The sequence below is a fragment of the Pseudomonas sp. MF6755 genome (assembly GCF_016405635.1).
GTDB classification, from domain to species: Bacteria; Pseudomonadota; Gammaproteobacteria; order Pseudomonadales; family Pseudomonadaceae; genus Aquipseudomonas; species Aquipseudomonas haemolytica.
The window spans coordinates 319,820-345,049 of the sequence record NZ_JAEKDA010000003.1; the positions used below are offsets into that span (position 1 = coordinate 319,820).

17 protein-coding genes are annotated in these 25,230 nt (G+C 61.4%); 9 read left to right on the top strand and 8 right to left on the bottom strand.

Annotated elements, in window-relative coordinates; genetic code table 11:
• Positions 1-10: 10 nt before the first annotated feature.
• From JFT66_RS05525 to tpx, 8 genes are all read right to left on the bottom strand, one after another.
• Positions 11-757 carry an SDR family oxidoreductase gene (locus JFT66_RS05525; protein ID WP_034119410.1) on the bottom strand — a complete coding sequence of 249 codons (747 nt, stop codon included), beginning with the start codon at positions 755-757 and terminating at the stop codon, positions 11-13.
• 82 nt (positions 758-839) lie between these two features.
• Positions 840-1,901: a Kelch repeat-containing protein gene (locus tag JFT66_RS05530; protein WP_198858933.1), complete on the bottom strand. Its 1,062-nt coding sequence runs from the start codon at positions 1,899-1,901 to the stop codon at positions 840-842.
• A 113-nt stretch (positions 1,902-2,014) separates the two neighbouring features.
• The gene (locus JFT66_RS05535) at positions 2,015-4,084 is read right to left on the bottom strand and encodes a putative bifunctional diguanylate cyclase/phosphodiesterase (RefSeq protein ID WP_153872094.1); all 2,070 of its coding nucleotides are present in this window, start codon (positions 4,082-4,084) and stop codon (positions 2,015-2,017) included.
• Between the two features lie 286 nt (positions 4,085-4,370).
• Positions 4,371-5,768 (bottom strand): efflux transporter outer membrane subunit, encoded by a 1,398-nt coding sequence (locus JFT66_RS05540; protein ID WP_034119463.1) that lies wholly within the window; start codon positions 5,766-5,768, stop codon positions 4,371-4,373.
• A gap of 140 nt (positions 5,769-5,908) precedes the next feature.
• Complete coding sequence (locus JFT66_RS05545) at positions 5,909-9,016, bottom strand: efflux RND transporter permease subunit (protein ID WP_034119408.1); 3,108 nt, start codon at positions 9,014-9,016, stop codon at positions 5,909-5,911.
• The gene (locus JFT66_RS05550; protein ID WP_198858934.1) at positions 9,013-12,114 is read right to left on the bottom strand and encodes an MdtB/MuxB family multidrug efflux RND transporter permease subunit; all 3,102 of its coding nucleotides are present in this window, start codon (positions 12,112-12,114) and stop codon (positions 9,013-9,015) included. Before JFT66_RS05550 ends, JFT66_RS05545 begins: the two co-directional genes overlap by 4 nt.
• Complete coding sequence (locus JFT66_RS05555; protein WP_034119406.1) at positions 12,111-13,409, bottom strand: MdtA/MuxA family multidrug efflux RND transporter periplasmic adaptor subunit; 1,299 nt, start codon at positions 13,407-13,409, stop codon at positions 12,111-12,113. The genes JFT66_RS05550 and JFT66_RS05555 overlap by 4 nt, the downstream gene beginning before the upstream one ends.
• A 231-nt stretch (positions 13,410-13,640) precedes the next feature.
• Complete coding sequence (gene tpx / locus JFT66_RS05560; RefSeq protein WP_034119405.1) at positions 13,641-14,141, bottom strand: thiol peroxidase; 501 nt, start codon at positions 14,139-14,141, stop codon at positions 13,641-13,643.
• A 159-nt stretch (positions 14,142-14,300) separates the two neighbouring features.
• Between tpx and JFT66_RS05565 the strand changes: the two genes are divergently transcribed.
• From JFT66_RS05565 to JFT66_RS05605, 9 genes are all read left to right on the top strand, one after another.
• Positions 14,301-15,590 carry a glycosyltransferase gene (locus JFT66_RS05565; RefSeq protein WP_198858935.1) on the top strand — a complete coding sequence of 430 codons (1,290 nt, stop codon included), beginning with the start codon at positions 14,301-14,303 and terminating at the stop codon, positions 15,588-15,590.
• A 72-nt stretch (positions 15,591-15,662) separates the two neighbouring features.
• Positions 15,663-16,568 (top strand): AraC family transcriptional regulator, encoded by a 906-nt coding sequence (locus tag JFT66_RS05570; protein WP_034119403.1) that lies wholly within the window; start codon positions 15,663-15,665, stop codon positions 16,566-16,568.
• 182 nt (positions 16,569-16,750) lie between these two features.
• A complete protein-coding gene (locus tag JFT66_RS05575; protein ID WP_034119402.1) occupies positions 16,751-18,061 on the top strand; it encodes an ABC transporter substrate-binding protein in 1,311 nt (436 codons plus the stop codon).
• Between the two features lie 151 nt (positions 18,062-18,212).
• A complete protein-coding gene (locus JFT66_RS05580) occupies positions 18,213-19,103 on the top strand; it encodes a carbohydrate ABC transporter permease (protein ID WP_198858936.1) in 891 nt (296 codons plus the stop codon).
• A gap of 10 nt (positions 19,104-19,113) precedes the next feature.
• The gene (locus JFT66_RS05585) at positions 19,114-19,944 is read left to right on the top strand and encodes a carbohydrate ABC transporter permease (RefSeq protein ID WP_153839931.1); all 831 of its coding nucleotides are present in this window, start codon (positions 19,114-19,116) and stop codon (positions 19,942-19,944) included.
• Positions 19,945-19,980: 36 nt separating this feature from the next.
• A complete protein-coding gene (locus JFT66_RS05590) occupies positions 19,981-21,084 on the top strand; it encodes an ABC transporter ATP-binding protein (protein WP_034119399.1) in 1,104 nt (367 codons plus the stop codon).
• 18 nt (positions 21,085-21,102) lie between these two features.
• Positions 21,103-22,584, top strand: coding sequence for a mannitol dehydrogenase family protein (locus tag JFT66_RS05595; RefSeq protein WP_198858937.1), 1,482 nt, complete (start codon positions 21,103-21,105; stop codon positions 22,582-22,584).
• A 141-nt stretch (positions 22,585-22,725) separates the two neighbouring features.
• The gene (gene xylB, locus JFT66_RS05600) at positions 22,726-24,207 is read left to right on the top strand and encodes a xylulokinase (protein ID WP_034119397.1); all 1,482 of its coding nucleotides are present in this window, start codon (positions 22,726-22,728) and stop codon (positions 24,205-24,207) included.
• 12 nt (positions 24,208-24,219) lie between these two features.
• Complete coding sequence (locus tag JFT66_RS05605; protein WP_153839933.1) at positions 24,220-25,158, top strand: carbohydrate kinase family protein; 939 nt, start codon at positions 24,220-24,222, stop codon at positions 25,156-25,158.
• The last annotated feature ends 72 nt before the right edge of the window (positions 25,159-25,230 follow it).

Genomic DNA, 25,230 nt, shown 5'->3' on the forward strand with positions numbered 1-25,230 from the left:
GCGTTGCTATTCAGCGCCCTCCGCCCAGATCCACAAAGGTTCCGGTTGCGTACGATGCTTTGTCCGACAGCAACCAGATAATCGCCTCTGCCACCTCATCCGGGCGTCCGCCACGGGCCATGGGGATGCCGGACTCCAGCTTGCTGACCCGGTCAGGGTCACCGCTCAGGGCGTGGAAATCAGTAAAGATATAGCCGGGGCGTACCGCGTTGACACGAATGCCTTCACCCGCGACCTCTTTCGACAGGCCGATAGTGAAGGTATCCAGCGCACCCTTCGAGGCGGCATAGTCGACATACTCACCCGGCGATCCCAGGCGCGCCGCCACCGACGACACGTTGACGATACTGCCACCCTGCCCGCCATGCCGGGGCGACATGCGCAGCACCGCATGCTTGGCGCACAGGATCGGGCCCAGCACATTGGTCTTCAGGATTTTCAGGATACGGAACTCGGACATCTCGTCGACCCGCGACTTATGCCCAACGGTGCCAGCGTTATTGACCAGCGCCGTGACACGGCCCAGTTCGGCATCCACGCGATTGAACAAGGCGATCACTTCATCTTCGCTGCTCACATCAGCGCGGACGGCAATGGCCTGGGCGCCCAAGCCGCGCACTTGTTCAAGCACGCCATGGGCGGCGTGTTCGTCGGACTGGTAGTTAATGCAGATGCGATAACCCTCGCGAGCGGCCAGCAATGCCGTCTCGGCGCCAATCCCACGGCTGCCTCCGGTGATGACGACGACTTTGTCCATGGCTGCGGTCTCCTGATTCAACCTGTTGTTTAGGGTTGGATCCAAGAATACCTTCAATGGGAAGGTTTTACACCGACCCAGGTCAGCCGCGCTGGCAGTTGGCCTGCGCGAGCGTATAAATCTCTGTCGAGGAGACCGGAGCCGGGTGGGAAACCGGCCGTGCCCCGCCCGCCACCAACACCTCCCCTGTAGGCAGGCACGACGCACTATGCCCGAAACGCCCATACGGCATTTGCGCAGTCAGTGCCCACTGACCGGACAGAGGATCATACAACTCCGCGGTCCGGGCGTTTCCAGGGCTGGACATAGCACTGTCACCGACCACCAGCACCTGGCCTGTCGCCAACCGTGTCGCGCTGTGGCCCTTACGGGGAACGCACATTTCAGACAGCTCCCAGCTGTCTGACGTCGGATCATAAATGCAGGCGCGACTTTGCGCCGGACCGAAAGGCTCGCTCGCACCACCGGCCACCAACACCCGACCATCGAGCAGCAAGGTAGCGGTATGCTGCATCAGTGACCAGGGCATTGGCCGAACTGCAGCCCACTGCCCGGTCGCAGCGTCATAAATGAAGGCATTGGCCAACGCCGCGTTTTGCCTGCCGGAGAAGCCGCCGACCACCAAAACGTTCGTGTCCGGCAATAGCGTGGCCGTGTGGTTCATGGCGTCAACGGGAAGCCAGCCCTGACGGTGCCAGAGGTCGCCAATCGGGTCATATAGCTCAACGCTGTCCTGTACCTGCCCACCTGCAGGCCCCAGGTTATTTCCGCCGACGACTAACACCCTTCCTGATTCAAGCAAGGTTGTGGTGTGGCTGAAACGGGGCGTATGCAACGGGGCCGCCGCTCTCCAGCAGTCCGCTACAACGTCGTACAACTGAGTATCTCTGAGCGCGTTGACGGCATCATTGCCGCCAGCAACCAAGACCACACCGGACGGCAGAAGCACCGCACCACACGTATTGCGAGCCACCGGCATCAGGGCTCGCGCAGACCACTCTCCCGACAGAGGATTGTAAAGTTCACTACCACTGGCCCCCGCAATCACTAAAACACCCAGCTCTGTAGTCACCGCACAATGAAAGTATCGAGACTCAAGCATTGACCCAGTGTCTTTAAACTCACCAGCAAGATTCGCGTTCATCACTTAGGCGCTCGCGCTGTTAGCGTAGAGGCCTAATCTAGGCCCCGGAACACGCGGTGGCTACTGTCGGAGTTAACAGGTACTGGCAAGACAGATGGCGCGCAGAACACCGCTCAATCCGTCGCCTTTCGAATATCGGCGATGAATTGATCAGCAGGAAGTGGGTGGCCGAGCAGGTAACCCTGAAGGGAGTCGCACCCCAGGCGGGTGAGGAAATTCTGCTGCGCATCGGTTTCCACACCTTCGGCCACAATCCGCAAACCCAAGGCCTGACCGAGGGCCACAATGGCTGAAACGATGGCGGCGTCGTCGCTGTCGTGCTCCAGATCGCGGACAAAACCGCGGTCGATCTTCAGCTCGTTGGCCGGCAGGCGCTTGAGGTACATCAGGCTGGAGTAGCCGGTGCCAAAGTCATCGATGGACAGGTCCACGCCCATGTCCGAGAGCTGCTGCAATACCGTCATGCTCGCGTCGGCATCGCTCATGGCGGTGGTTTCGGTGATTTCCAGGGTCAGGCTGTTGGCCGGTAATTGGTGACGCTCCAAGGCGGCCGCTACGCTGTTGACCAACCCTGCATGGCAAAACTGCAACGCCGACAGGTTTACGGCAATGCGCCAGTTTTCATAGCCCTGGGCGTACCACAGGCTCATCTGGCGGCAGGCTTCATTGAGTACCCATTCGCCGATGGGAATGATCAGCCCGGTTTTCTCCGCCAGTGCAATAAACGTGGCCGGCAGCAGCAAGCCCTGCTGCGGATGCTCCCAGCGCAGCAACGCCTCGGCGCCCACCGCAATACCGCTGACGGCATCGAACTTGGGTTGGTAATACAAGCGAAACTGCCCGTACTCAAGGGCATTGCGCAGGTCCTGCAACAGCTGCAATTGTTTGCGTGCGTTGGTGTTCATCGACACATCGAAGAAACCGTAGCCGTTCTTGCCCATGCCTTTGGCGTGGTACATCGCCGCGTCGGCGTTCATCAACAGGTCCTGGGGGGTGCTGCCATTGCCCGGGAACATGGCGATACCAATGCTGGCGGAGATTTTCAGCTCATGCTCAGCCACCTGGAAGGTGCGGTTGATCAGGCCGACCTGACGCTCGGCCAAGCCCATGGCATCGTCCGGCTGAGTCAGCTGCACCAGCAACACAAACTCGTCGCCGCCGATACGGGCCAGGGTGTCCTGGCTGCGCAAGTCTTCGCGCAGACGCAGACCGACCTCGCGCAGCAACTGGTCGCCCATGTGATGACCAAAGGCATCGTTGACCGGTTTGAAGCCATCCAGGTCGATAAACATCAGGGCAAAGCATCCGCCCCGCTCGTTCACCGCCTGGATGGCTTGCTGAATGCGATCAGCCAGCAACGTGCGGTTGGGCAGGCCGGTGAGCATGTCATGCAGGGCCAGGTGGGTCAGCTCCTGGTTGGCCAGGGTCAAGGAATCAGCAAGCACAGCGGTGCGCGCGTCCAGGCGAGCGTCGAGCAAGGAGGTCAACAGTGCGATGACCAGTACCGCCATCGAGGTCACCAAAACCAGATTATCCAGGCCCTTGCCACTCAGGCCTGTCAGTGCAGCACCGCAAAAGCTGTCATCGGCAAAGCGCGCCGCGGCCATCCCGGTGTAGTGCATGCCGACGATGGCCACGCCCATCACCACTGCCGCCCCGCCCCGCGCCAGACGCACGTAAGGCGTGTTGCGGCGCAGGTTGAAGGCGATCCACAGCGCCGCGCCGCAAGCCACTACCGCAATCAATAACGAGGCGCCGAACAAGGCAGGGTCGTAGTCTATGCCCGGGGTCATGCGCATGGCGGCCATGCCGGTGTAATGCATGCTGGCAATGCCCGCGCCCATCACCAGCGCACCGAATGCCAGTTGCCAGGCCGGCAGGCGTGGCTGACTGACCAGCCATAAGGCGAAGCCACTGGATAACACCGCGATCAACAGCGACAGCGCAGTGATGCCCAGGTCAAACCCAAGTGCGAACGGCAGGCGCAGGGCCAACATGCCGATAAAGTGCATGGACCAGACGCCCACGCCCATCGCCAATGCGCCGCCGCTGATCCATAGATAAACCGCACGCCCCTTGGCCGTAGCAATGCGCCCGGCCAAGTCCAACGCGGTATAGGACGCGAGGATGGCGACGCACAGGGAAATCACGACAAGGGAGGTGGAGTAACTACCGATCAGCATGGGACTTCTCGCAGGCTACCAGGCGTAAAAGCCCGTGCCAGGGTGGCAAAGCGGGCGATTGTAGCGAGAAAAAATCAGGGGCAGTTGATTAATTATCAGAAGGCCATCAGTGGGTTTTTGGCGTCAATCGGATGGCTTCATGAGCTGTTTTTTAACCGCCATGGAGATCAACATGTGGGAGGGGCAAACCCTGATGCCAGTCAGTTAAAAAGGACACTGTAACTGTGGCGAGGGAGCATGCTCTTAACTGACTGTCAGGGCTTGCTCCTGCCACAGGATGTGCATGTCACTCCTTCTCAGCCAGAGAAGTCTGACCGTCCCAGCCTCCCCCCAGCGCCGCAATCAGCTGCACACTCGCCACCAACCGCGACTGCAACAAGGTCAACACCGTGCGTTCGTTACTCAAGGCCGTTGCCTGCACAGTGACCACGTCCAGGTAGGCAATCAACCCCGCCTTGTACTGGTTCTCGGTCAGGCGCAACGACTCCCGCGCTGACTCCAGTGCTTCATTGCTCACCACCGCTTCGTCCGCCAATACCTTGAGCTGGACCATGTAGTTTTCCACTTCGCGGAACCCATCCAGCACCGTCTGGCGGTACTTGGCCACGGTCTCGTCATAGCTGGCCACGGTGCGATCAACTTCCGCCGAGCGCTGGCCGCCATCAAACAGGGTCATCGCCAGTTTCGGCCCTACCGACCAAAAGCGGTTAGGCAGGCTGATCCAATCCTCATAGGTGCTACTGGAATAGCCGCCCTGCATGCTCAGGCTGAGGTCCGGGTAGTAGGCCGCCTTGGCGACGCCGATATTGGCGTTGGCGGCGATCACCGAACGTTCGGCCGAGGCGATATCGGGGCGACGCTCGAGCAATTGCGACGGCAGGCTCACCGGAATCTGCGGCAGCGCCGGGATCTCTTTGCTGACGGCCAGATTGAAGTTGGCCGGGGCTTCACCGATCAATACCGCGATGGCGTTTTCCAGCTGGGCACGCTGCCAGATCAGATCGATCAGGCTGGCCTGGGTGGTCTTGAGCTGGGTTTGCGCCTGAGCGATGGCGTCCTTACCGGCCACACCGGCGCGGTATTGGTTTTCGGTCATTTTCAACGAGCGCTGGTAGGTGTCCAGCGTGGCCTGCAACAGGCGCGTCTGCTCATCCATGACCCGCAGTTGCAGGTAGCTTTGCACCAGTTCCGACTGCTGGCTCAGGCGCATTGCGGCCAGGTCGGCCGAACTGGCTTCGGCACTGGCTTCGTTCGCCTCCAGGCCACGGCGTAACTTGCCCCAGATATCGGCTTCCCAGCTCACACCCAACTGCGCATTGAGGGTGTCGCGAATACCGCTGCTGGAGCTGCTGAGGCTGGCACTGCTGCTGCCGGTGCCCTGGCTGGCGCGGGTTTTGCCGACGCTCAGGTCGACGCTGGGGTAAAACGCCCCGCGTGAACTACGCACCAGGGCCTGGGCCTGGCGAAAACGCGCTTCGGCCTGGGCGACGGTCTGGTTGGACGTGTTGAGGCGCACCACCAGGTCATTCAATTGGCGGTCGCCATACAGCTCCCACCAGGCGCCACGGGCCAAAGAGTCACTGGGATTGGCCTGACGCCAGCCCTGGGCTTCCTTGAACTGCACCGGCTCGATGACCTCCGGGCGCTGGTAGTCAGGGCCGATGGCGCAAGCGCTGAGCAACATGGCCAGGCCCACTGTAGGAGCGAGCTTGCTCGCGAAGGCCGTCAACGATAACGCGTTCCTTCTGGATGAATGCGGCGTATGGGCGTTCTTCGCAAGCAAGCTCGCTCCTACAGGGGTCGCAGCGACGTTAGTTGCATCGGTCATAGCGCAGTGTCCAGGGCAGCATCGGTACGCACGCCGCGCCAGGCATTGAAGCGATGGCGTGCGCGGTCGAGATAAAGGTAAACCACCGGGGTGGTGTAAAGGGTCAGGACCTGGCTGAAAATCAGGCCGCCGATGATGGTCAGGCCCAGGGGATGACGCATTTCCGCGCCATCGCCAGTGCCGAGCAGCAAGGGCAAGGCGCCGAGGATCGCGGCCAGGGTGGTCATCAAAATCGGCCGCAGACGCAACAGGCAGGCACTGCGGATCGATTCCAGAGGCCCCATGCCATCGTTACGCTCCAGCTGCAAGGCCAGGTCGATCATCAGGATCGCGTTCTTCTTCACCACCCCGATCAGCAGGAACAGGCCCAGCAGAGAGATCAGGCTGAACTCGCCCCCCGTCAGGTAGATCGCAAGCATGGCGCCAACCCCGGCCGAGGGCAGCGTGGAAAGGATCGTCAGCGGATGGATATAGCTTTCATACAAGATGCCAAGCACCAGGTACACCGCGACCAATGCGCCAAGGATCATGAACGGCTGGCCCTTCTGCGTGGCCGCAAAGGCATCGGCGGTGCCGGCCATCTTGGCGATCACATCTTCGGGCAAGCCCACCTTGGCGATCGCTCGCTCGATGGCTGCGGTGCCCTGCTCCACCGTGACGCCAGGTGCCATGTCGAAGGCGATGTCTTCTGAGGCGAACTGGCCTTCATGGCTGACGCGGTCGTCTGCCAGGCTGTTTTCATAATGGGCAATGGTCGACAACGGCACCCGCGCGCCATCGGCGGTGATCACCTGCATCTGGTTGAGGGTGATCGGGTCCTGGGCATATTTGGGGTTGACCTCCATCACCACCTGGTACTGATTGAGGCTGTCGTAAATGGTGGAAATCTGCCGCTGGCTGTAGGCGTTGTTGAGCACCGAAGTGACCATGTCCATATCGATACCCAGGCGCTTGGCCTGATCACGGTCGACGATCAGCGTGACCTGGGCTGCACCGCGGCCTTCGCGGGCGTCGATGGCGGTCAGTTCCGGCAACTCACGCAAGGCCGCGACGACTTTCGGGTACCACAGGCGCAACGCGGCCAAATCACCGCTTTGCAGGATGTAGGAGTACTGCGCGCTGGTTGCGTCGCGGCTGCCACCAAACTGCAGGTCCTGGTCGGCCATCAGAAACAGCCGACCGCCCGGTACCAGCGGCACGTCCTTGCGCAGCCGTTCGATCACCGCCTGGGCAGAGATCTTGCGTTCGCTGATCGGCTTGAGGCGCACCAGCATCACCGCGTTGTTAGTGCCTTGGTTGCCGCCGATAAAGCCGGCCACACTGAGCACCGCCGGGTCCTTGAGCACCGCCTGGCGGAAGATTTCCATCTTCGGCTGCATCACGCTGAACGACAGGCCATCGTCGCCGCGCACAAAACCGATCAACTGGCCGGTGTCCTGCTGCGGCATGAAGGTTTTTGGCACCACCACGTACAACGCCACGTTCAAGCCGATGGTCAGCAACAGGCTGAGCAAGGTCAGGCGCCGATGGCGCAACACCCAGTCCAGGCTGGTGGCGTAGCCGGCGACCATACGGTCGTTGATCTTCTGGCTCCAGCGTTGCAAGCCGGTCTGCCTGTTTTTGTCATGGGGCTTGAGCCAGCGGGCGCAGAGCATCGGCGTCAGGGTCAGCGAGACGATCAGCGAGACGATGATCGCCGCTGACAAGGTGATGGAAAACTCACGGAACAGGTTGGTGACAATCCCGCCCATAAACAGGATGGACAGAAACACTGCCACCAGCGAAACGTTCATCGACAGCAAGGTGAAGCCGACTTCCTGGGCGCCCAGGTACGCGGCCTTCATCGGCGGCACGCCGTCGTCGATGTGCCGGGAAATGTTCTCCAGCACCACGATGGCATCGTCCACCACCAGCCCGGTGGCCAGGATCAGAGCCATCAACGAAAAGTTGTTCAGCGAAAAACCGTACAGGTACATCACCGCGAAGGTGCCCACCAGCGACACCGGCACCGCCAGGGTCGGGATCAGCGACGCGCGGAAGTTGCCCAGGAACAGGTACACCACCAGGATTACCAGGCCCACGGCAATCAGCAAGGTCATTTCCGCTTCATGCAGGGTCGCGGTGATCACCGGTGAACGGTCCATCGCCAGGCTGAGCTTGACGCTGGACGGCAGCACCGCCTGCAACGCCGGCAACTGGGCCTTGATCTGCCTGACCGTCTCGATGATGTTGGCGCCGGACTGGCGGTTGATCACCAGCAGCACCGCCGATTCATTGTTGAAGAAACCGCTGTTGTAGCGGTCTTCCACGCCATCCGTGATCTTCGCCACATCCCCCAGGCGCAGGGCCGCGCCGTCCTGGTAGCGGATCAACAACGGCTCATAGTCCTTGGCTTTTTCCAGTTGGTCGTTGGCCTGGATCTGCCAGTTGCGCTCGCCGTCTTCCAGCGAACCCTTGGGCCGACGCTGGTTGGCGTTGGCGATAGTGTTGCGCACATCGTCCAGGGCTACGCCGTACTGGTCGAGAGCCTTGGGCTCCAGCTCGATGCGCACCGCCGGCAAGGAGCTGCCGCCGATCTGCACTTCGCCCACACCCGGCACCTGGGATAGGCTCTGGGACAGAATGGTCGAGGCCAGGTCGTACAGCTGGCCTTTCTGCAGCACGTCGGAGGTCAGCGCCAGCACCATGATCGGTGCCTGGGACGGGTTGATCTTCTTGTAGGTGGGCATGCTGCGCATGCCGCTGGGCAGCAGGTTGCGCGAAGCATTGATGGCTGCCTGCACTTCCCGCGCCGCGCCGTTGATATCGCGGTCGGAATCAAACGCGAGGATCACCCGCGTGGAGCCCTGGCTCGACGAACTGCTCATGGTGGTGATGCCGGCAATCGCGCCGAACGAGCGCTCCAGCGGCGTGGCGACGGTAGACGCCATCACCTCGGGGCTGGCGCCGGGCAAGCTGGCCGACACGACGATCACCGGAAAGTCGATCTGCGGCAGCGGTGACACCGGCAACAGGTTGAAGCTGACGCCACCGAGCAACATGATCGCCAGGCTCAGCAGCATGGTGGCTACCGGCCGGCGAATGAAAGGTCCGGACAGGTTCATGGCTCAACCGGCTCCAGGCGTTGCGGCTCTTTGCGCCAGCGCCGGCCAAGACGGTCGAAATACAGGTAGATCACCGGCGTGGTGAACAGCGTCAACACCTGGCTCACCAGCAAACCGCCCACCATCACCAAACCCAGCGGCTGGCGCAGCTCCGCACCGGAGCCGGTGGCGAGCATCAGCGGCACCGCGCCGAACAACGCGGCCAGGGTGGTCATCAGGATCGGTCGGAAGCGCAACAGCGCCGCCTGGTAGATCGCCGTTTGCGGGTCCAGGCCCTGGTTGCGCTCAGCGTCGAGGGCGAAGTCGATCATCATGATCGCGTTCTTTTTCACGATACCGATCAGCAGGATGATGCCGATGATCGCGATCATGCCCAGGTCATTGCCGCTGAGCAGCAACGCGAGCAAGGCCCCCACCGCCGCCGACGGCAAGGTCGAGAGGATGGTGATCGGGTGGATATAGCTCTCGTAGAGCACGCCAAGCACGATGTACATGGTGACCACCGCCGCCAGGATCAGCAGCAAGGTGCTCGACAGCGAAGCCTCGAACGCCTGGGCCGCGCCCTGGAACTGGGTTTGCACGCCCACCGGCATGCCGATGTCCTTCTGGGTCTGGTTGATCAGCTCCACGCCTTTGCCCAGGGCAACGCCGGGGGCCAGGTTGAACGACATCATCACCGCCGGGAACTGGCCGATATGGGCAATCGCCAATTGCGCCTGGCGCTGCTCCACATGCGCCAGGCTCGACAGCCGTACCTGGCCGCCGTCGGTGGTCTTCACATGGATCTGGTTGAGGGCGGCCGGGCCGAGGGTTTCGCCGGACTGGGCCTGCAATACCACGCGGTATTGGCTGGCCTGGGTGTAGATGGTGGAAATCTGCCGCTGGCCGAAAGCGTCATACAGCGCGTCGGTGATGGTCGAGACACTCACGCCCAGGCGCGAGGCCGCGTCGCGGTCGATTACCAGGTACACCTGCAGGCCCTTGTCCTGCAGGTCGCTGGCGACGTCGGTGAGTTCCGGCAATTGGCTGAGGGCGTGCACCAGCTTGCCGCTCCACAGCGCCAGTAATTCGGCGTCCGGGGACGACATGCTGAACTGGTACTGGGTACGGCTGACACGGTCTTCGATGGTGAGGTCCTGCACCGGCTGCATGAACAGGCGGATGCCCACCAACTTGTCGATTTCAGGTTGCAGGCGCGTAATCACCTGAGCTGCGCTCAGATCGCGCTGGCCATGGGGCTTGAGGTTGATCAGCAAGCGGCCGCTGTTGAGCGTGGCATTATCGCCATCCACGCCAATATAGGACGACAGGCTTTGCACCGCTGGATCAGCCAGGATGATCTTCGCCAGCTCTTGCTGGCGCTGGCTCATGGCCGCAAAGGAAATCGACTGCGGCGCCTCGGAAATCCCCTGGATCACCCCAGTGTCCTGCACCGGGAAAAAGCCCTTGGGCACCACCAGGTACAACACCACCGTGAGGCCCAGGGTGGCGATGGCCACCAGCAGGGTCAGCGGCTGGTGCCTGAGAACCCACTGCAACTTGCGCCCGTAGGCTTCGATCAGCCAATCGATCCAGGCACCGCTGGCCTTGTAGAAACGCCCCTGTTCTTCTTCCTTGGGTTCACGCTTGAGCAGGCGCGCGCACATCATCGGCGTCAGGGTCAGGGACACCACCAGGGAAATCAGGATCGCCACCGCCAGGGTAATGGCAAACTCGCGGAACAGCCGCCCGACCACATCGGCCATGAACAGCAGCGGGATCAACACCGCGATCAGCGACAGGGTCAGGGACACCAGGGTAAAGCCAATCTGCCTGGCGCCCTTGAGCGCGGCCGCCATCGGCGTCTCGCCCTCTTCGATATAACGGGAGATGTTCTCCAGCATGACAATGGCGTCATCCACCACGAACCCGGTGGCGATGGTCAGGGCCATCAGCGTCAGGTTATTGATGGAGAACCCCGCCAGGTACATCACGCCAAAGGTGCCCACCAGGGACAGCGGCACGGCGATGGACGGAATGATCGTGGCGCTGACCCGGCGCAGGAACAGGAACGTCACCATCACCACCAGGGCAATAGCGATCAGCAGTTCGTGCTGCACGTCCTTCACCGAGGCGCGGATGGTCTGGGTGCGGTCGGTGAGCACGGTCACGTCGAGGCCGGCCGGCAGGTTGTCGGTGATACTCGGCAGCAGCGCCTTGATGCGGTCAACCACCTCGATCACGTTGGCGCCCGGCTGGCGCTGGATATTGAGCAGCACGGCCTGGTTTTCATTGGCCCAGGCGGCGAGGCGTTCGTTTTCGGCGCCGTCGACGATCTGCGCCACATCCTTGAGGCGCAGCGGTGCGCCATTGTTGTAGGCGAGGATCAGTTCGGCATATTGCTCGGGCGAGACCAACTGGTCGTTGGCATCGAGCATCGACACGCGGGTGGGGCCGTCGAAGTTGCCCTTGGGCTGGTTGACGTTGGAGGCGGCGATCAGGGTGCGCACGTCCGACAGGTTCAAGCCATTGGCCGCCAGGGCCTCGGGGTTGACCTTGATGCGCACGGCCTGGCGCTGGCCACCGGCGATGCTGACCATGCCGACGCCGCTGATCTGCGCGATTTTCTGCGCCATGCGCGTGTCGACCAGGTCATTGAGCTTGGGCAACAGCATGGTCTTGGAGGTAATCGCCAGGGTCAGCACCGGGGTATCCGCCGGGTTGACCTTGTTGTACACCGGCGGCGCCGGCAAATCCTTGGGCAACAGGTTGGTGGCGGCGTTGATCGCGGCCTGCACCTGTTGTTCGGCGACATCCATATTGATGTCGAGGTTGAAACGCAGGGTCAGCACCGACGCGCCGCCGGAACTGGTGGACGCCATCTGGGTCAGCCCGGGCATTTGCCCGAACTGGCGCTCAAGGGGTGCGGTGACCGCGCTAGTCATCACATCGGGGCTGGCGCCGGGGTACAGGGTCATCACCCGGATGGTCGGGTAATCTACCTGGGGCAAGGCCGACACCGGTAACAAGCGATACGAGATGATCCCGGCCAGGACAATGGCCAGCATGCTCAGCGTGGTGGCGACCGGGCGAAGGATAAACAGGCGTGACAGGTTCATGAACCGACCTTTTGCGCCTTGCCGGCGTCAGCGCCGGTCTCCCCTTTTGCCGCAGGCTTGCCTTGCAGGTGTTCGGTTGGCGTGGTCGGCACTTCGCTGCTGGCGTTGACCACTTCGATTTCGCTGCCGTCCTTGAGGCGGTCAGTGCCTTCCAGCACCACACGGTCGCCTGCGACCAGGCCCTCCTTGATCACGGTGTTGTCGCCATCGGTGTCACCGACCACCAAAGGCTGGACCTTGACCTTGTTGTCACCCTCGAGCTTGTAGACAAAGGTGCCGTTATTGCCGAACTGGATCGCTGCGGACGGTGCCAGCACCACGTTATGCAGCGTGTCGGCGAGCAAGTGCACATTGACAAACTGGTTGGGGAACAGCGCCTGGTCTTTGTTATCGAAGCGCGCCTTGAATTTCAGGGTGCCGGTAGTGACGTCGATCTGGTTGTCCAGGCTCTGCAGCACGCCGACGGCCTGCTTTTTCGCGTCGCCGCGGTCCCAGGCTTCTACGGGCAGCTTGTTGCCTGCGTGGTAACGGGCCAGCACGGTTTCCAGGGTATTTTCCGGCAGGGTGAAAGCCACGCTGATCGGCTGGGTCTGGGTGATCACCGCCAGGGCGGTGGTGTCGTTGGCGGCGACCAGGTTGCCGACGTCGAGCTGGCGCAAGCCGACGCGGCCGCTGATCGGCGCGCGGATCTTGGTGAATTCGAGGTTGAGCTTGGCGTCGTCCACCGCGCCCTGGTTGGTCTTGACCGTGCCCTGATACTGCAAGACCAGCGCTTCGGCGGTGTCCAGGGTTTGTTTGGCGATACTGTCCTGGGCGTACAGGCCGCGATAACGCTCGACGTCGACCTGGGCGTTTTTCAGTTGGGCCTGGTTCTGTAGCAACGTGCCCTGGGCCTGGAGCAAGGCGTTCTGGTAGCTGCGCGGGTCGATTTCCGCCAGCAGGTCGCCGGCCTTGACCATCTGCCCTTCTTCGAAGGCGATCTTCATCAGCTCACCGCCCACCCGGCTGCGCACATTAATAGTGTTGAGCGCGGTAACCGTGCCCAGAGCCTTGTAGTACACCGGGAACTCACCCGACACCGCTGGCGCCACACGCACCGGTACCGGGCCGGTGGAACCGCCGAAGCCCGGGCGCGCCATGCCGGTTTTACCGGTGTGCCCGGCCGGGGCATCTTTATGGGCCGCGCCGCTGGGCCAGAATTTCCAGCACAGGCCGGCGATAACCAACAGCACAAGCAGGCCAAACAGCCAGCGGCGAGAGTTGCGGGGGGAGGATTGCATGGAGTGATCAACCATTGGGCGCGAGAGCTTCTACTTTGGGAGGCTGAAAGATAAGCACTGGGGGGCGTTAAGAAAAGCACCTTTACCGGCTATTTACCTTGGACTTACAACTTTTAACTTCTGACCTTAGGGGCTGCGCTATCTGCCTAAGCCGCTGACGCTCAAATAAAAACGGCCTGGACTAGGCCAGGCCGCAAGCATGCATCACGCGTGTTACTGCCACACGACAGTCATGCGCAGAAAAAGTTACTTCAGAACAGCCAGGGCTGCTTCGTAGTTGGGTTCTTCGGCGATTTCCTTGACCAGTTCGCTATGCAGCACGTTGTCGTTTTCGTCCAGCACCACGACAGCGCGAGCGGTCAGGCCTTTGAGCGGGCCGTCGGCAATCGCCACACCGTAGTCAACGGCGAAATCCGAATCACGGAAATCCGACAGGTTCTTCACGTTTTCCAGGCCTTCGGAGCCGCAGAAACGCGCCTGAGCGAATGGCAGGTCGGTGGAGATGCACAGCACCACGGTGTTGGCTACATCGTTGGCCTGGGCGTTGAACTTGCGCACCGAAGTCGCGCAGGTTGGGGTATCAACGCTTGGGAAGATGTTCAGCACTTTGCGCTTGCCGGCAAACGTGGCCAGGGTGGCGTTGGACAGGTCGCCGGCGGTCAGGGTGAAGTCTGCGGCTTTGGCGCCGACTTTCGGCAATTCGCCTTCAACCTGGACTGGGTTGCCTTTAAGGGTGACTTGAGCCATGAACAGAATCCTTATGCTGGGTTTTGGTTAAACGAATTCGAGAGGCCGAAGTTAACCACAAAGTACGGTGGCTACCTACCGCCAGACACAAATTGTCACGCCACTTGGTTGTGGTTTAATTGCGCGTTTTTCGCCTGCCCTTCAAGGAAACCGTTGTCGATGAATCAGCCCGCCACCAAAGTCTTGGTCATTGGTTACGTCTGGCCGGAACCCCGCTCCTCAGCCGCAGGCGGGCACATGATGCAAATTCTCGAGAGTTTTCTTACGCAAGGTTGGGACATTACGTTCAGCAGCCCTGCCACCATCGGCGAGCACAAGGCTGACTTGCCCGCGCTCGGGATCGCGGAATGCGCCATTGAACTGAATAACAGCAGCTTCGACGACTTTATCCGCGAACTGGCCCCGGATATCGTGCTGTTCGACCGTTTCATGATGGAAGAGCAATTCGGCTGGCGCGTCGAGAAATGCTGCCCCGACGCCCTGCGCGTGTTGGAGACCTCCGACCTGCAAAGCCTGCGAGACGCACGCCATCAGCGTTTCAAGGAGCATCTGAAAGCCCGGCCTGACAGCGACGACTTCAGCGCGCTATTCGCGCCGTCGCTGGAGGAAGAATTCCAACGCATGGCCGACACCGACCTGGCCAAGCGCGAAATCGCCGCGATTTACCGCTGTGACATCAGCCTGATGATCTCCGACGTGGAAATCCGCCTGCTCACCGAACAATTCAAGGTGCCCGCCGCCCTGCTGCATGGGTGCCCGCTGATGTTGCAGCCGCCCACCAGCGCTTTTGCGCCCTTTGAAGACCGTGCGCACTTCCTCAGCATCGGCAACTTCCGCCACGCACCCAACTGGGATGCGGTGCTATGGATGAAAAACAGCCTGTGGCCGCTGATCCGCCAGCAACTGCCGGGCGCCCAGTTGCATATCTACGGGGCCTACACCCCGCCCAAGGCCACCGCCCTGCACAACCCGGCCCAGGGTTTTCATGTGATGAACTGGGCCGAAGATGCGCTGCAAGTGATGACGGCGGCGCGCATCTGCCTGGCGCCGCTGCGCTTTGGCGCGGGGATCAAGGGCAAGTTGGTCGATGCAATGCTGTGCGGCACGCCCAGTGTCACCACGCCCATCGGTGCCGAGGCCATGGGTGATGACCAGCCCTGGCCCGGTGTGATCGAACACAATGCCCCGGCCCTGGCCGCCGCTGCCGTCGCCCTCTACCAGGACCGCGAGCGCTGGACCCAGGCCCAGGAACACGGGCGCCAGCTCCTGGCCCGGCGCTATGACCAGAACCTTCACGGGCCAGCACTGGTGGAATGCCTGGAGCAGTGCCGCCGCAACCTCGCCGCCCATCGCCGGGATAACTTCACCGGCAGCATGCTGCGCCATCACGCGCATAAAAGTACGCAATACATGTCCCAGTGGATCGAGGCAAAAAACCGCAACGTATAAACCCCGGTGCTGGCGAGGTCGTGCGCGAGGGGGCATTATCCTACGCAGCAATCACAATAAAGCGACGGCAGCATGACCCGAGCAACGCGCATAACCGACCCTTCCTACGAGCTGATGGATGATCACAACGGTCTGTCCATCATCTATCGCCAGCATGGCTTCCCCTGCCCGCTGGTCCGCTGGCATTTCCACAAGGAATACGAGCTGCACCTGATCGTCGCCAGCTCGGGCAAGGTGTTTATCGGCGATTACATCGGCAACTTCTACCCCGAAAGCCTGTTCCTCACCGGCCCCAACCTGCCCCACAACTGGATCAGCCAGGTGGAGGAAGACGAAGTGGTGCCCAAGCGCGACATGCTGGTGAACTTTACCGATGAGTTGTTCGAGCAAGGCAGCCACACGTTTGCCGAACTCAAGAGCCTGGCACCGTTGCTGGAGCGCGCGCAGTACGGCATCGAATTCCGCTGCAAAAAGACCATCGCCCAGGCCATGACCCTGATGCAACGCATCGAAGACGCCCGAGGCATGGCACGCCTGGGGCACTTCTTTATCCTGCTGGAGGTGTTGAGCGCCTGCGAGGACTACCAACTGCTGTCCGGCGTGACCACGCCACAACTCGCCGACGAACACAGCATCGACCGCACCAACCGCGCAGTGGACTACATCTTTGCCCACTACGCCCGGGAGTTGCCGCTGGAGGAAGTCGCGCAATACCTGGGCATGAAGCCGACATACTTTTCCCGGGTATTCAAGCAGGCCACCGGGCGCACCTTTATTGAATTCGTCAATCGCCTGCGCATCAGCAAGTCCTGCGAGTTGCTGGCCGATGGCGATAAGGCCGTGACGGATGTGTGTTTTGAATCGGGCTTCAACAACATTTCCAACTTCAACCGGCGTTTTCAGCAGCTTAAAGGCATGACCCCTTCCCACTACCGGCGCTTGGCCGTGCAGCGGCTTACTGAGCAGAACCTCGCTTGAAATCGTTTCAGCCACTTTCAAGAAGAGTGCAAAAAAGTATCAGTGCAAGTGCGCCCAAGGATTTGTCACAACCCCCGATTCAAGGCTGTAATCAACGCACACTCTTCCTGGCTACCTGTAGGAAGACACAACAACAATAACTGTCATTCCGTAGCCCCCTGGGCGCGGAAATGGAGTGCGCGATGAAGTTCACAGCAAAAGCTCTGCTTGCCTCTACGTGTATGACCCTCAGCGCCTTCAGCCTTGGCGCGCAAACCCTGACCATTGCCACCGTCAACAACAGCGACATGATCCGCATGCAGAAGCTCTCGAAAACCTTCGAGGCCGAGCACCCGGACATCAAGCTCAATTGGGTGGTGCTTGAAGAAAACGTACTGCGCCAACGCCTGACTACCGACATCGCCACCCAGGGCGGGCAGTTCGATGTGTTGACCATCGGCATGTACGAAGCCGCACTCTGGGGCGCCAAGGGGTGGCTGGAGCCGATGAAAGATTTGCCGGCGTCCTACGACCTCGACGATGTGTTCCCTTCGGTGCGTGACGGTTTGTCGGTCAAGGGCTCGCTGTACGCCCTGCCGTTCTATGCCGAAAGCTCCATCACCTATTACCGCACCGACCTGTTCAAGGACGCCGGGCTGAGCATGCCCGAGCACCCGACCTGGACCCAGATCGGCGAATACGCGGCCAAGCTCACCGACAAATCCAAAGAGCAATACGGCCTGTGCCTGCGCGGCAAAGCCGGTTGGGGTGAGAACATGGCGCTGATCACCACCCTGGCCAACGGCTACGGTGCGCGCTGGTTCGATGAGAAGTGGCAGCCGCAATTCAACGGTCCCGAGTGGAAGGAGGCGCTGAACTTCTACGTCGACAACATGAAGAAATCCGGCCCGCCGGGTGCTTCCAGTAACGGTTTCAACGAAAACCTCGCGCTGTTCAACAGCGGCAAGTGCGCGATCTGGGTGGATGCCAGCGTGGCCGGTTCGTTTGTTACCGACAAGAGCCAGAGCAAGGTGTCCGAGCATGTCGGCTTCACCTTCGCGCCGCACGAGAAGACCGACAAGGGCACTTCGTGGTTGTATTCCTGGTCCCTGGCGATCCCGACCAGTTCCAAGGCCAAGGACGCCGCCAAGGTGTTCACCAGTTGGGCGACTTCCAAGGAATACGGCCAGCTTGTGGCCAAAACCGATGGCATCGCCAATGTGCCGCCCGGTACGCGTAAATCCACCTACAGCGACGAGTACATAAAGGCCGCACCGTTCGCCAAGGTGACCCTGGAATCGCTGAAAGTGGCGGACCCGACCAAGCCCACCGAGAAACCGGTGCCGTATATCGGTATCCAGTTGGTGACCATTCCTGAGTTCCAGGCGATTGGTACCCAGGTCGGCAAGTTCTTCTCCGGCGCTTTGACCGGCCAGCAGACGGTCGATGCCGCATTGACCGCCGCGCAGACCACCACCGAGCGTGAAATGAAGCGGGCCGGTTACCCCAAATAACCCCTGCCTCACCACCGTCAAAGGTGGGAGGGGGCTTGCTCCCGATAGCTATCTACCAGTTGATGACTGTGTGGCTGATACACCGCTATCGGGAGCAAGCCCTCCCTACATTGACCGCGCTCCGATTCGTATCCGACTGGTCTTGATCCTAATGAATACACCCGCCAAAAACCGCCTGGCCAACCCTGGCTGGTTCCTCGTCAGCCCCTCGGTGGCTTTGTTGCTGCTGTGGATGATCGTGCCGCTGGGCATGACCCTGTACTTTTCGCTGATCCGCTACAACCTGCTCTACCCCGGCGAAAACCAATTCGTGGGGCTGGAGAACTTCACTTACTTCATCACCGATTCAGGCTTCCTGCCCGGCGCCGCCAATACCCTGTTGCTGGTGGGCAGCGTATTGCTGATCAGCGTGGTATTCGGCGTGTTGATCAGTGCCCTGCTGGAGGCCAGTGAATTCCTGGGGCGCGGCATCGTACGGGTGATGCTGATTTCGCCATTTTTCATCATGCCCACCGTCGGCGCACTGATCTGGAAGAACCTGATTTTCCACCCGGTGTCGGGGATTCTCGCCGCCGTGTGGAAGTTCTTCGGTGCCGAGCCGGTGGACTGGCTGGCGCATTACCCGCTGCTGTCGATCATCATCATTGTCTCGTGGCAATGGCTGCCCTTCGCGATCCTGCTGCTGATGACTGCCATGCAGTCCCTGGACCAGGAACAAAAAGAAGCCGCACGCCTGGACGGTGCCGGTGCCATTGCGATCTTCTGGCACCTGACCCTGCCCCACCTGGCCCGCCCGATTGCCGTGGTGGTGATGATCGAAACCATCTTCCTGCTCTCGGTGTTCGCGGAGATCTTCACCACCACCAACGGTGGCCCGGGCTACGCCTCGACCAACCTCGCCTACCTGATCTACAACCAGGCGTTGGTGCAGTTCGACGTGGGCATGGCCTCGGCCGGCGGCTTGATTGCCGTGGTCATCGCCAATATCGCGGCGATCATCCTGGTGCGGATGATCGGCAAAAACCTGACTGACAAGCCTTGAGGGCCGCGCCATGACGCTTCAACAATCCCGCCGCCTGCAAAGCCTGTTGCTCGGCACGTTGGCCTGGGCCATCGCAATCCTGATTTTCTTCCCGATTTTCTGGATGGTGCTGACCAGCTTCAAGACTGAAATCGACGCGTTCGCCACCCCGCCGCAGTTCATCTTCACGCCGACGCTGGAGAACTACCTGCACATCAACGAACGCAGCAACTACTTCGCCTACGCCTGGAACTCGGTGGTGATTTCGTTCAGCGCCACCGCCCTGTGCCTGCTGATCTCGGTGCCGGCCGCCTACTCAATGGCGTTCTACGAAACCAAGCGCACCAAGGGCACGCTGCTGTGGATGCTGTCCACCAAGATGCTGCCGCCGGTGGGCGTGCTGATGCCGATCTACCTGCTGGCCAAGAGCTTTGGCCTGTTGGATACACGCATAGCGCTGATCATCATCTACACCCTGATCAACCTGCCGATTGTGGTGTGGATGGTTTACACCTACTTCAAGGACATCCCCAAGGACATCCTCGAAGCCGCGCGCCTGGACGGTGCCACCCTGTGGCAGGAAATGGTCCGCGTACTGCTGCCGATTGCCAAGGGTGGCCTGGCCTCCACGGTGCTGCTGTCGTTGATCCTGTGCTGGAACGAGGCGTTCTGGTCGCTGAACCTGACCTCGTCGAGCGCCGCACCGCTGACCGCACTGATCGCCTCCTACTCAAGCCCCGAAGGCTTGTTCTGGGCCAAGTTGTCTGCCGTGTCGACCCTGGCCTGCGCGCCGATCCTGATCTTTGGCTGGATCAGCCAGAAACAGCTGGTGCGCGGTTTGTCCTTCGGCGCCGTCAAGTAACGGTCTCTTATAAAAATTGCACAACGGAGGCCCATCATGGCCAACCTGAAAATCAAGAATCTGCAAAAAGGCTTCGAAGGTTTCTCCATCATCAAGGGCATTGACCTGGAAGTGAACGACAAGGAATTCGTGGTGTTTGTCGGCCCGTCGGGCTGCGGTAAATCCACCCTGCTGCGCCTGATCGCCGGCCTGGAAGAAGTCAGCGAAGGCACCATTGAGCTGGATGGCCGCGACATCACCGAAGTGACCCCGGCCAAGCGTGACCTGGCCATGGTGTTCCAGACCTACGCCCTGTACCCACATATGAGCGTGCGCAAGAACATGTCGTTTGCCCTGGACCTGGCCGGTGTCGACAAGAAGCTGGTGGAGAGCAAGGTCAGCGAAGCGGCGCGCATCCTCGAGCTCGGCCCGTTGCTGGAACGCAAGCCCAAGCAACTGTCCGGCGGCCAGCGCCAGCGCGTGGCCATTGGCCGGGCAATTGTGCGCAACCCGAAGATCTTCCTGTTCGACGAACCGCTGTCCAACCTCGACGCCGCCCTGCGCGTGCAGATGCGCCTGGAACTGGCGCGCCTGCATAAAGAACTGCAAGCGACCATGATCTACGTGACCCACGACCAGGTCGAAGCCATGACCCTGGCCGACAAGGTGGTAGTGCTCAACAGTGGCCGTATCGAACAGGTCGGCTCGCCGCTGGAGTTGTACCACCAGCCGGCCAACCTGTTTGTCGCGGGCTTTCTTGGCACGCCGAAGATGGGTTTCCTCAAGGGCAAGGTTACCCGCGTCGAAGGCCAAGGCTGCGACGTGCAACTGGATGCCGGCACCCTGATCAGCCTGCCCTTGAGCGGTGCCACCTTGAGCGTGGGCAGCGCGGTGACCCTGGGCATTCGCCCGGAACACCTGGAAATCGCTTCGCCTGGGCAAACCACCTTGACCGTCACCGCCGACGTTGGCGAGCGCCTGGGCAGCGACACCTTCTGCCATGTTGTCACCAGCAATGGCGAGCCGCTGACCATGCGGATTCGCGGCGACATGGCCAGCCAGTACGGCGAGACGCTGCACCTGCACCTGGACCCGGCGCACTGCCATCTGTTCGACACCGACGGCGTAGCAGTGGCCCGCCCACTGCGCGCAGCCGCCTGATCCCGCGAGTATTGCCAGATGAAACTGAATAAACACAACCTCACGCAACTGGCGCCGGAGGTGAAAATCCCGGCCTACGCGATTGCCGACACACGCCAGGGCATCGCCCACATTGGCGTCGGCGGTTTTCACCGCGCCCACCAGGCGTATTACACCGATGCCTTGATGAACACCGGCGAGGGCCTGGACTGGAGCATCTGCGGCGTCGGCCTGCGTGCCGAGGACCGCAAGGCTCGCGACGACCTCGCCGGCCAGGACTACCTGTTCACCCTGTATGAACTGGGCGACACCGACGACACCGAAGTGCGTGTCATCGGCGCCATCAGCGATATGCTACTGGCCGAAGATGGTGCCCAGGCACTGATCGACAAACTCGCCAGCCCACAGATTCGCATTGTCTCGCTGACCATCACTGAAGGCGGCTACTGCATCGACGACAGCAACGGCGAGTTCATGGCCCACCTGCCGCAGATCCAGCATGACCTGGCGCACCCGACGGCACCGAAAACCGTGTTCGGCTTTATCTGCGCTGCGCTGACCCAGCGCCGCGCTGCCGGTACTCCGGCCTTCACGGTGATGTCCTGCGATAACCTGCCGCACAACGGCGCCGTCACCCGCAAGGCACTGCTGGCCTTCGCCGCCCTGCACAACGCCGAGCTGCATGACTGGATCAAGGCCAACGTGAGCTTCCCGAACGCTATGGTCGACCGCATCACACCGATGACCAGCACCGCACATCGCCTGCAACTGCATGACGAGCACGGTATCGACGATGCCTGGCCGGTGGTGTGCGAGCCGTTTGTGCAGTGGGTGCTGGAAGACAAGTTCGTCAACGGCCGCCCGGCCTGGGAAAAGGTCGGCGTGCAGTTCACCGCTGACGTCACGCCTTACGAAGAGATGAAAATCGGCCTGCTCAATGGCAGCCACCTGGCCCTCACTTACCTGGGGTTTCTCAAGGGTTATCGGTTTGTGCACGAGACCATGAATGACCCGCTGTTCGTGGCCTACATGCGTGCCTATATGGACCTGGACGTCACCCCGAACCTGGCACCGGTGCCGGGCATCGACCTGACGGCATACAAACAGACCCTGGTGGAGCGCTTTTCCAACCAGGCGATTGCCGACCAATTGGAGCGCGTATGTTCCGATGGCTCGTCGAAGTTTCCCAAGTTCACCGTGCCGACCCTCAATCGCCTGATTGCCGATGGGCGCGAGACCGAGCGTGCCGCGTTGGTTGTTGCCGCCTGGGCCTTGTATTTGAAGGGTGTGGATGAGAATGGGGTGAGCTACCAGATCCCGGATCCGCGTGCCGAGTTTTGCCGGGAGCTGGTGACGGATGACGCGCTGATCAGCCAGCGCTTGCTCGGGGTGGAGGAGATTTTTGGTACGGCCATTCCCAAATCCGCGGCGTTCGTGGCAGCGTTCGAGCGGTGCTATGCAAGCCTGCGCGACAAAGGCGTCACCGAAACCCTTAAGCACCTCCTGAAGAAACCGGATTAACAATGTGGGAGGGGGCTTGCTCCCGATGGCGGTGTATCAGTCAAATATCCTTCACTGACCCACTGCTATCGGGGGCAAGCCCCCTCCCACATTTTGACTGCATTACCAATCCAGAAAAATAACACTGCTGAGCACTCCACCATGACCCAGCAAAACCTCTACCTCGGCATCGACTGCGGCACCCAGGGCACCAAGGCCATCGTCCTCGACGCGTCCAGCGGCAAGGTGCTGGGCCTGGGCGCCGCCGCGCACACGCTGATCAGCGGCGCCAATGGCCGCCGCGAGCAACACCCCCATGAATGGCTGGACGCCTTCACTGAAGCCACCCACCGCGCCCTGCAACAGGCCGGCGTGGATGGCCAGGACATCCTCGGTATCGGCGTGTCCGGCCAGCAACACGGCCTGGTGTTACTGGACGAGCAAGGTCAAGTGTTGCGCCCGGCCAAGTTGTGGTGCGACACCGAAACCACCCCCGAGAATGACCGCCTGCTGCACCACCTGGGCGGCGAGAGCGGGTCGCTGGAGCGCCTGGGCGTGGTGATCGCGCCGGGCTACACCGTGTCCAAGTTGCTCTGGACCCGCGAACAGCACCCGGACGTATTTGCGCGCATTGCCCATATCCTGCTGCCCCACGATTACCTCAACCACTGGCTCACCGGCCGCGCCTGCGCCGAGTACGGCGACGCCTCGGGCACCGGTTATTTCAACGTGCGCAGCCGCACATGGGATGTGGCGCTGCTTAAGCACATCGACCCCAGCGGCCGCCTGGAAGCCGCGCTGCCGCTGTTGATCGAAGCCGACCAAGCCGTGGGCATCATCCTCCCGGCCATCGCCGAACGCCTGGGCATCAACCCCAACGCCGTGGTGTCCAGCGGTGGTGGCGACAATATGATGGGCGCCATCGGCACCGGCAATATTGCCCCTGGCGTGATCACCATGAGCCTGGGCTCATCGGGCACCGTCTATGCATTTGCTGACCAGCCCAACGTCAGTCCGCAGCCGTCGGTGGCAACCTTTTGCTCATCGACTGGCGGTTGGCTGCCGCTGATCTGCACCATGAACCTGACCAACGCCACCGGGGTGATGCGCGAACTATTCGAGCTGGACCTGGAGGCGTTCAACGCCCTGGTCGAGCAGGCGCCGATAGGTGCCGATGGGGTGAGCATGCTGCCGTTTCTCAACGGTGAGCGCGTGCCCGCCCTGCCCCACGCCACCGGCAGCCTGCAGGGCCTGACCATGACCAACCTGACCCGCGCCAACCTGTGCCGCGCCGTGGTCGAAGGCACCACGTTCGGCCTGCGGTATGGCCTCGACCTGCTGCGCCAGACCGGCCTGCAAAGCCAGAGTATCCGCCTGATCGGCGGCGGCTCGAAAAGCCCGGTGTGGCGGCAGATGGTCGCCGACATCATGCACACCGAAGTGGTCTGTACCCAACAGAGCGAAGCCGCCGCCTTGGGCGCGGCGATCCAGGCGGCCTGGTGCCAGAGCGGTGAATCCCTGGCCAGCCTGTGCGACAAGTGCGTGAGCATCGATACGGCCAGCCGCACCTTGCCGGTGGCCGAGCGTGTCAGCGCCTATCAACAGGCGTATGAGCGTTATCAACAGCACGTGGCATCCCTTTAAGAGCGAACGACTATGTACCTGGTTTGTGGTGAAGCGCTGTTTGATTTTTTCAGCGAGGAGGATGCCTGCGGGCAGGCCGCCAAGCTCAATTACAAGGCGATTGCCGGTGGCTCGCCGTTCAACGTGGCGGTCGGGCTGCGCCGCCTGGGCATTGAGTCCGGGTTCTTCGCCGGTATCTCCAATGACTACCTGGGCCGACGCTTGCTGCAGGTGCTCAAGGACGAAGGCGTCAGCGAACGCTTCCTGGTGGCGTTCGACGCGCCAACCACCCTGGCGATGGTGGCCGTCGGTGCCAATGGTTCACCGCAATACAGCTTCCGTGGCGAAGGTTGCGCAGACCGTCAATTAGCGTTGGCGCACCTGCCGCCCTTGGGCGATGAAGTACGTGGGCTGCATATCGGTTCGTTCTCGCTGGTGGTACAGCCGGTTGGTGACACCCTGCTGAACCTGGTCAAGCGCGAAAGCGGCAAGCGCCTGATCAGCCTCGACCCCAACGTGCGCCTTAACCCGCAGCCGGATATCCAGCTGTGGCGAGCGCGTGTGGCGGAACTGGCGCAGCACGCCGACCTGATCAAGGTCAGCGACGAAGACCTGCACCTGCTCTACCCCGATCAATCGCCGGAAAGCGTGTTGCACGGCTGGCTGCAACACCGTTGCCAACTGGTGTTCCTCACCCGTGGCGGCGACGGCGCTTCGGTGTTCAGCCGCCAGCACGGCACCTGGACGCAACCTGCGCTCAAGGTGGTGATGGCCGATACGGTCGGCGCCGGCGATACCTTCCAGGCCGCGCTGATTGCCTGGCTGACAGAGCAACAATTGGACTCAGTGCAAGGGTTGCAACAGCTGAGCCGTGAGCAGATCGACGCGATGCTGGGGTTCGCGATTCGGGCTGCCGCATTGACCTGTGGCAAGACCGGCCCGGACCTGCCCTATCGTCACCAATTGGGCTGAGCCAGTCGCAGCAGAAATCAATGTGCCATCACGCAGCCCAGGTATTCCGTGGGCTGCGCTCTATGTACCAAA

Bases quoted from the DNA above. Each gene is read 5' to 3' on its own strand.
- JFT66_RS05525 (WP_034119410.1), bottom strand. From the start codon at position 757: ATGGACAAAGTCGTCGTCATCACCGGAGGCAGCCGTGGGATTGGCGCC.
- JFT66_RS05530 (WP_198858933.1), bottom strand. From the start codon at position 1,901: ATGAACGCGAATCTTGCTGGTGAGTTTAAAGACACTGGGTCAATGCTT.
- JFT66_RS05535 (WP_153872094.1), bottom strand. From the start codon at position 4,084: ATGCTGATCGGTAGTTACTCCACCTCCCTTGTCGTGATTTCCCTGTGC.
- JFT66_RS05540 (WP_034119463.1), bottom strand. From the start codon at position 5,768: ATGTTGCTCAGCGCTTGCGCCATCGGCCCTGACTACCAGCGCCCGGAG.
- JFT66_RS05545 (WP_034119408.1), bottom strand. From the start codon at position 9,016: ATGAACCTGTCCGGACCTTTCATTCGCCGGCCGGTAGCCACCATGCTG.
- JFT66_RS05550 (WP_198858934.1), bottom strand. From the start codon at position 12,114: ATGAACCTGTCACGCCTGTTTATCCTTCGCCCGGTCGCCACCACGCTG.
- JFT66_RS05555 (WP_034119406.1), bottom strand. From the start codon at position 13,409: ATGGTTGATCACTCCATGCAATCCTCCCCCCGCAACTCTCGCCGCTGG.
- tpx (WP_034119405.1), bottom strand. From the start codon at position 14,141: ATGGCTCAAGTCACCCTTAAAGGCAACCCAGTCCAGGTTGAAGGCGAA.
- JFT66_RS05565 (WP_198858935.1), top strand. From the start codon at position 14,301: ATGAATCAGCCCGCCACCAAAGTCTTGGTCATTGGTTACGTCTGGCCG.
- JFT66_RS05570 (WP_034119403.1), top strand. From the start codon at position 15,663: ATGACCCGAGCAACGCGCATAACCGACCCTTCCTACGAGCTGATGGAT.
- JFT66_RS05575 (WP_034119402.1), top strand. From the start codon at position 16,751: ATGAAGTTCACAGCAAAAGCTCTGCTTGCCTCTACGTGTATGACCCTC.
- JFT66_RS05580 (WP_198858936.1), top strand. From the start codon at position 18,213: ATGAATACACCCGCCAAAAACCGCCTGGCCAACCCTGGCTGGTTCCTC.
- JFT66_RS05585 (WP_153839931.1), top strand. From the start codon at position 19,114: ATGACGCTTCAACAATCCCGCCGCCTGCAAAGCCTGTTGCTCGGCACG.
- JFT66_RS05590 (WP_034119399.1), top strand. From the start codon at position 19,981: ATGGCCAACCTGAAAATCAAGAATCTGCAAAAAGGCTTCGAAGGTTTC.
- JFT66_RS05595 (WP_198858937.1), top strand. From the start codon at position 21,103: ATGAAACTGAATAAACACAACCTCACGCAACTGGCGCCGGAGGTGAAA.
- xylB (WP_034119397.1), top strand. From the start codon at position 22,726: ATGACCCAGCAAAACCTCTACCTCGGCATCGACTGCGGCACCCAGGGC.
- JFT66_RS05605 (WP_153839933.1), top strand. From the start codon at position 24,220: ATGTACCTGGTTTGTGGTGAAGCGCTGTTTGATTTTTTCAGCGAGGAG.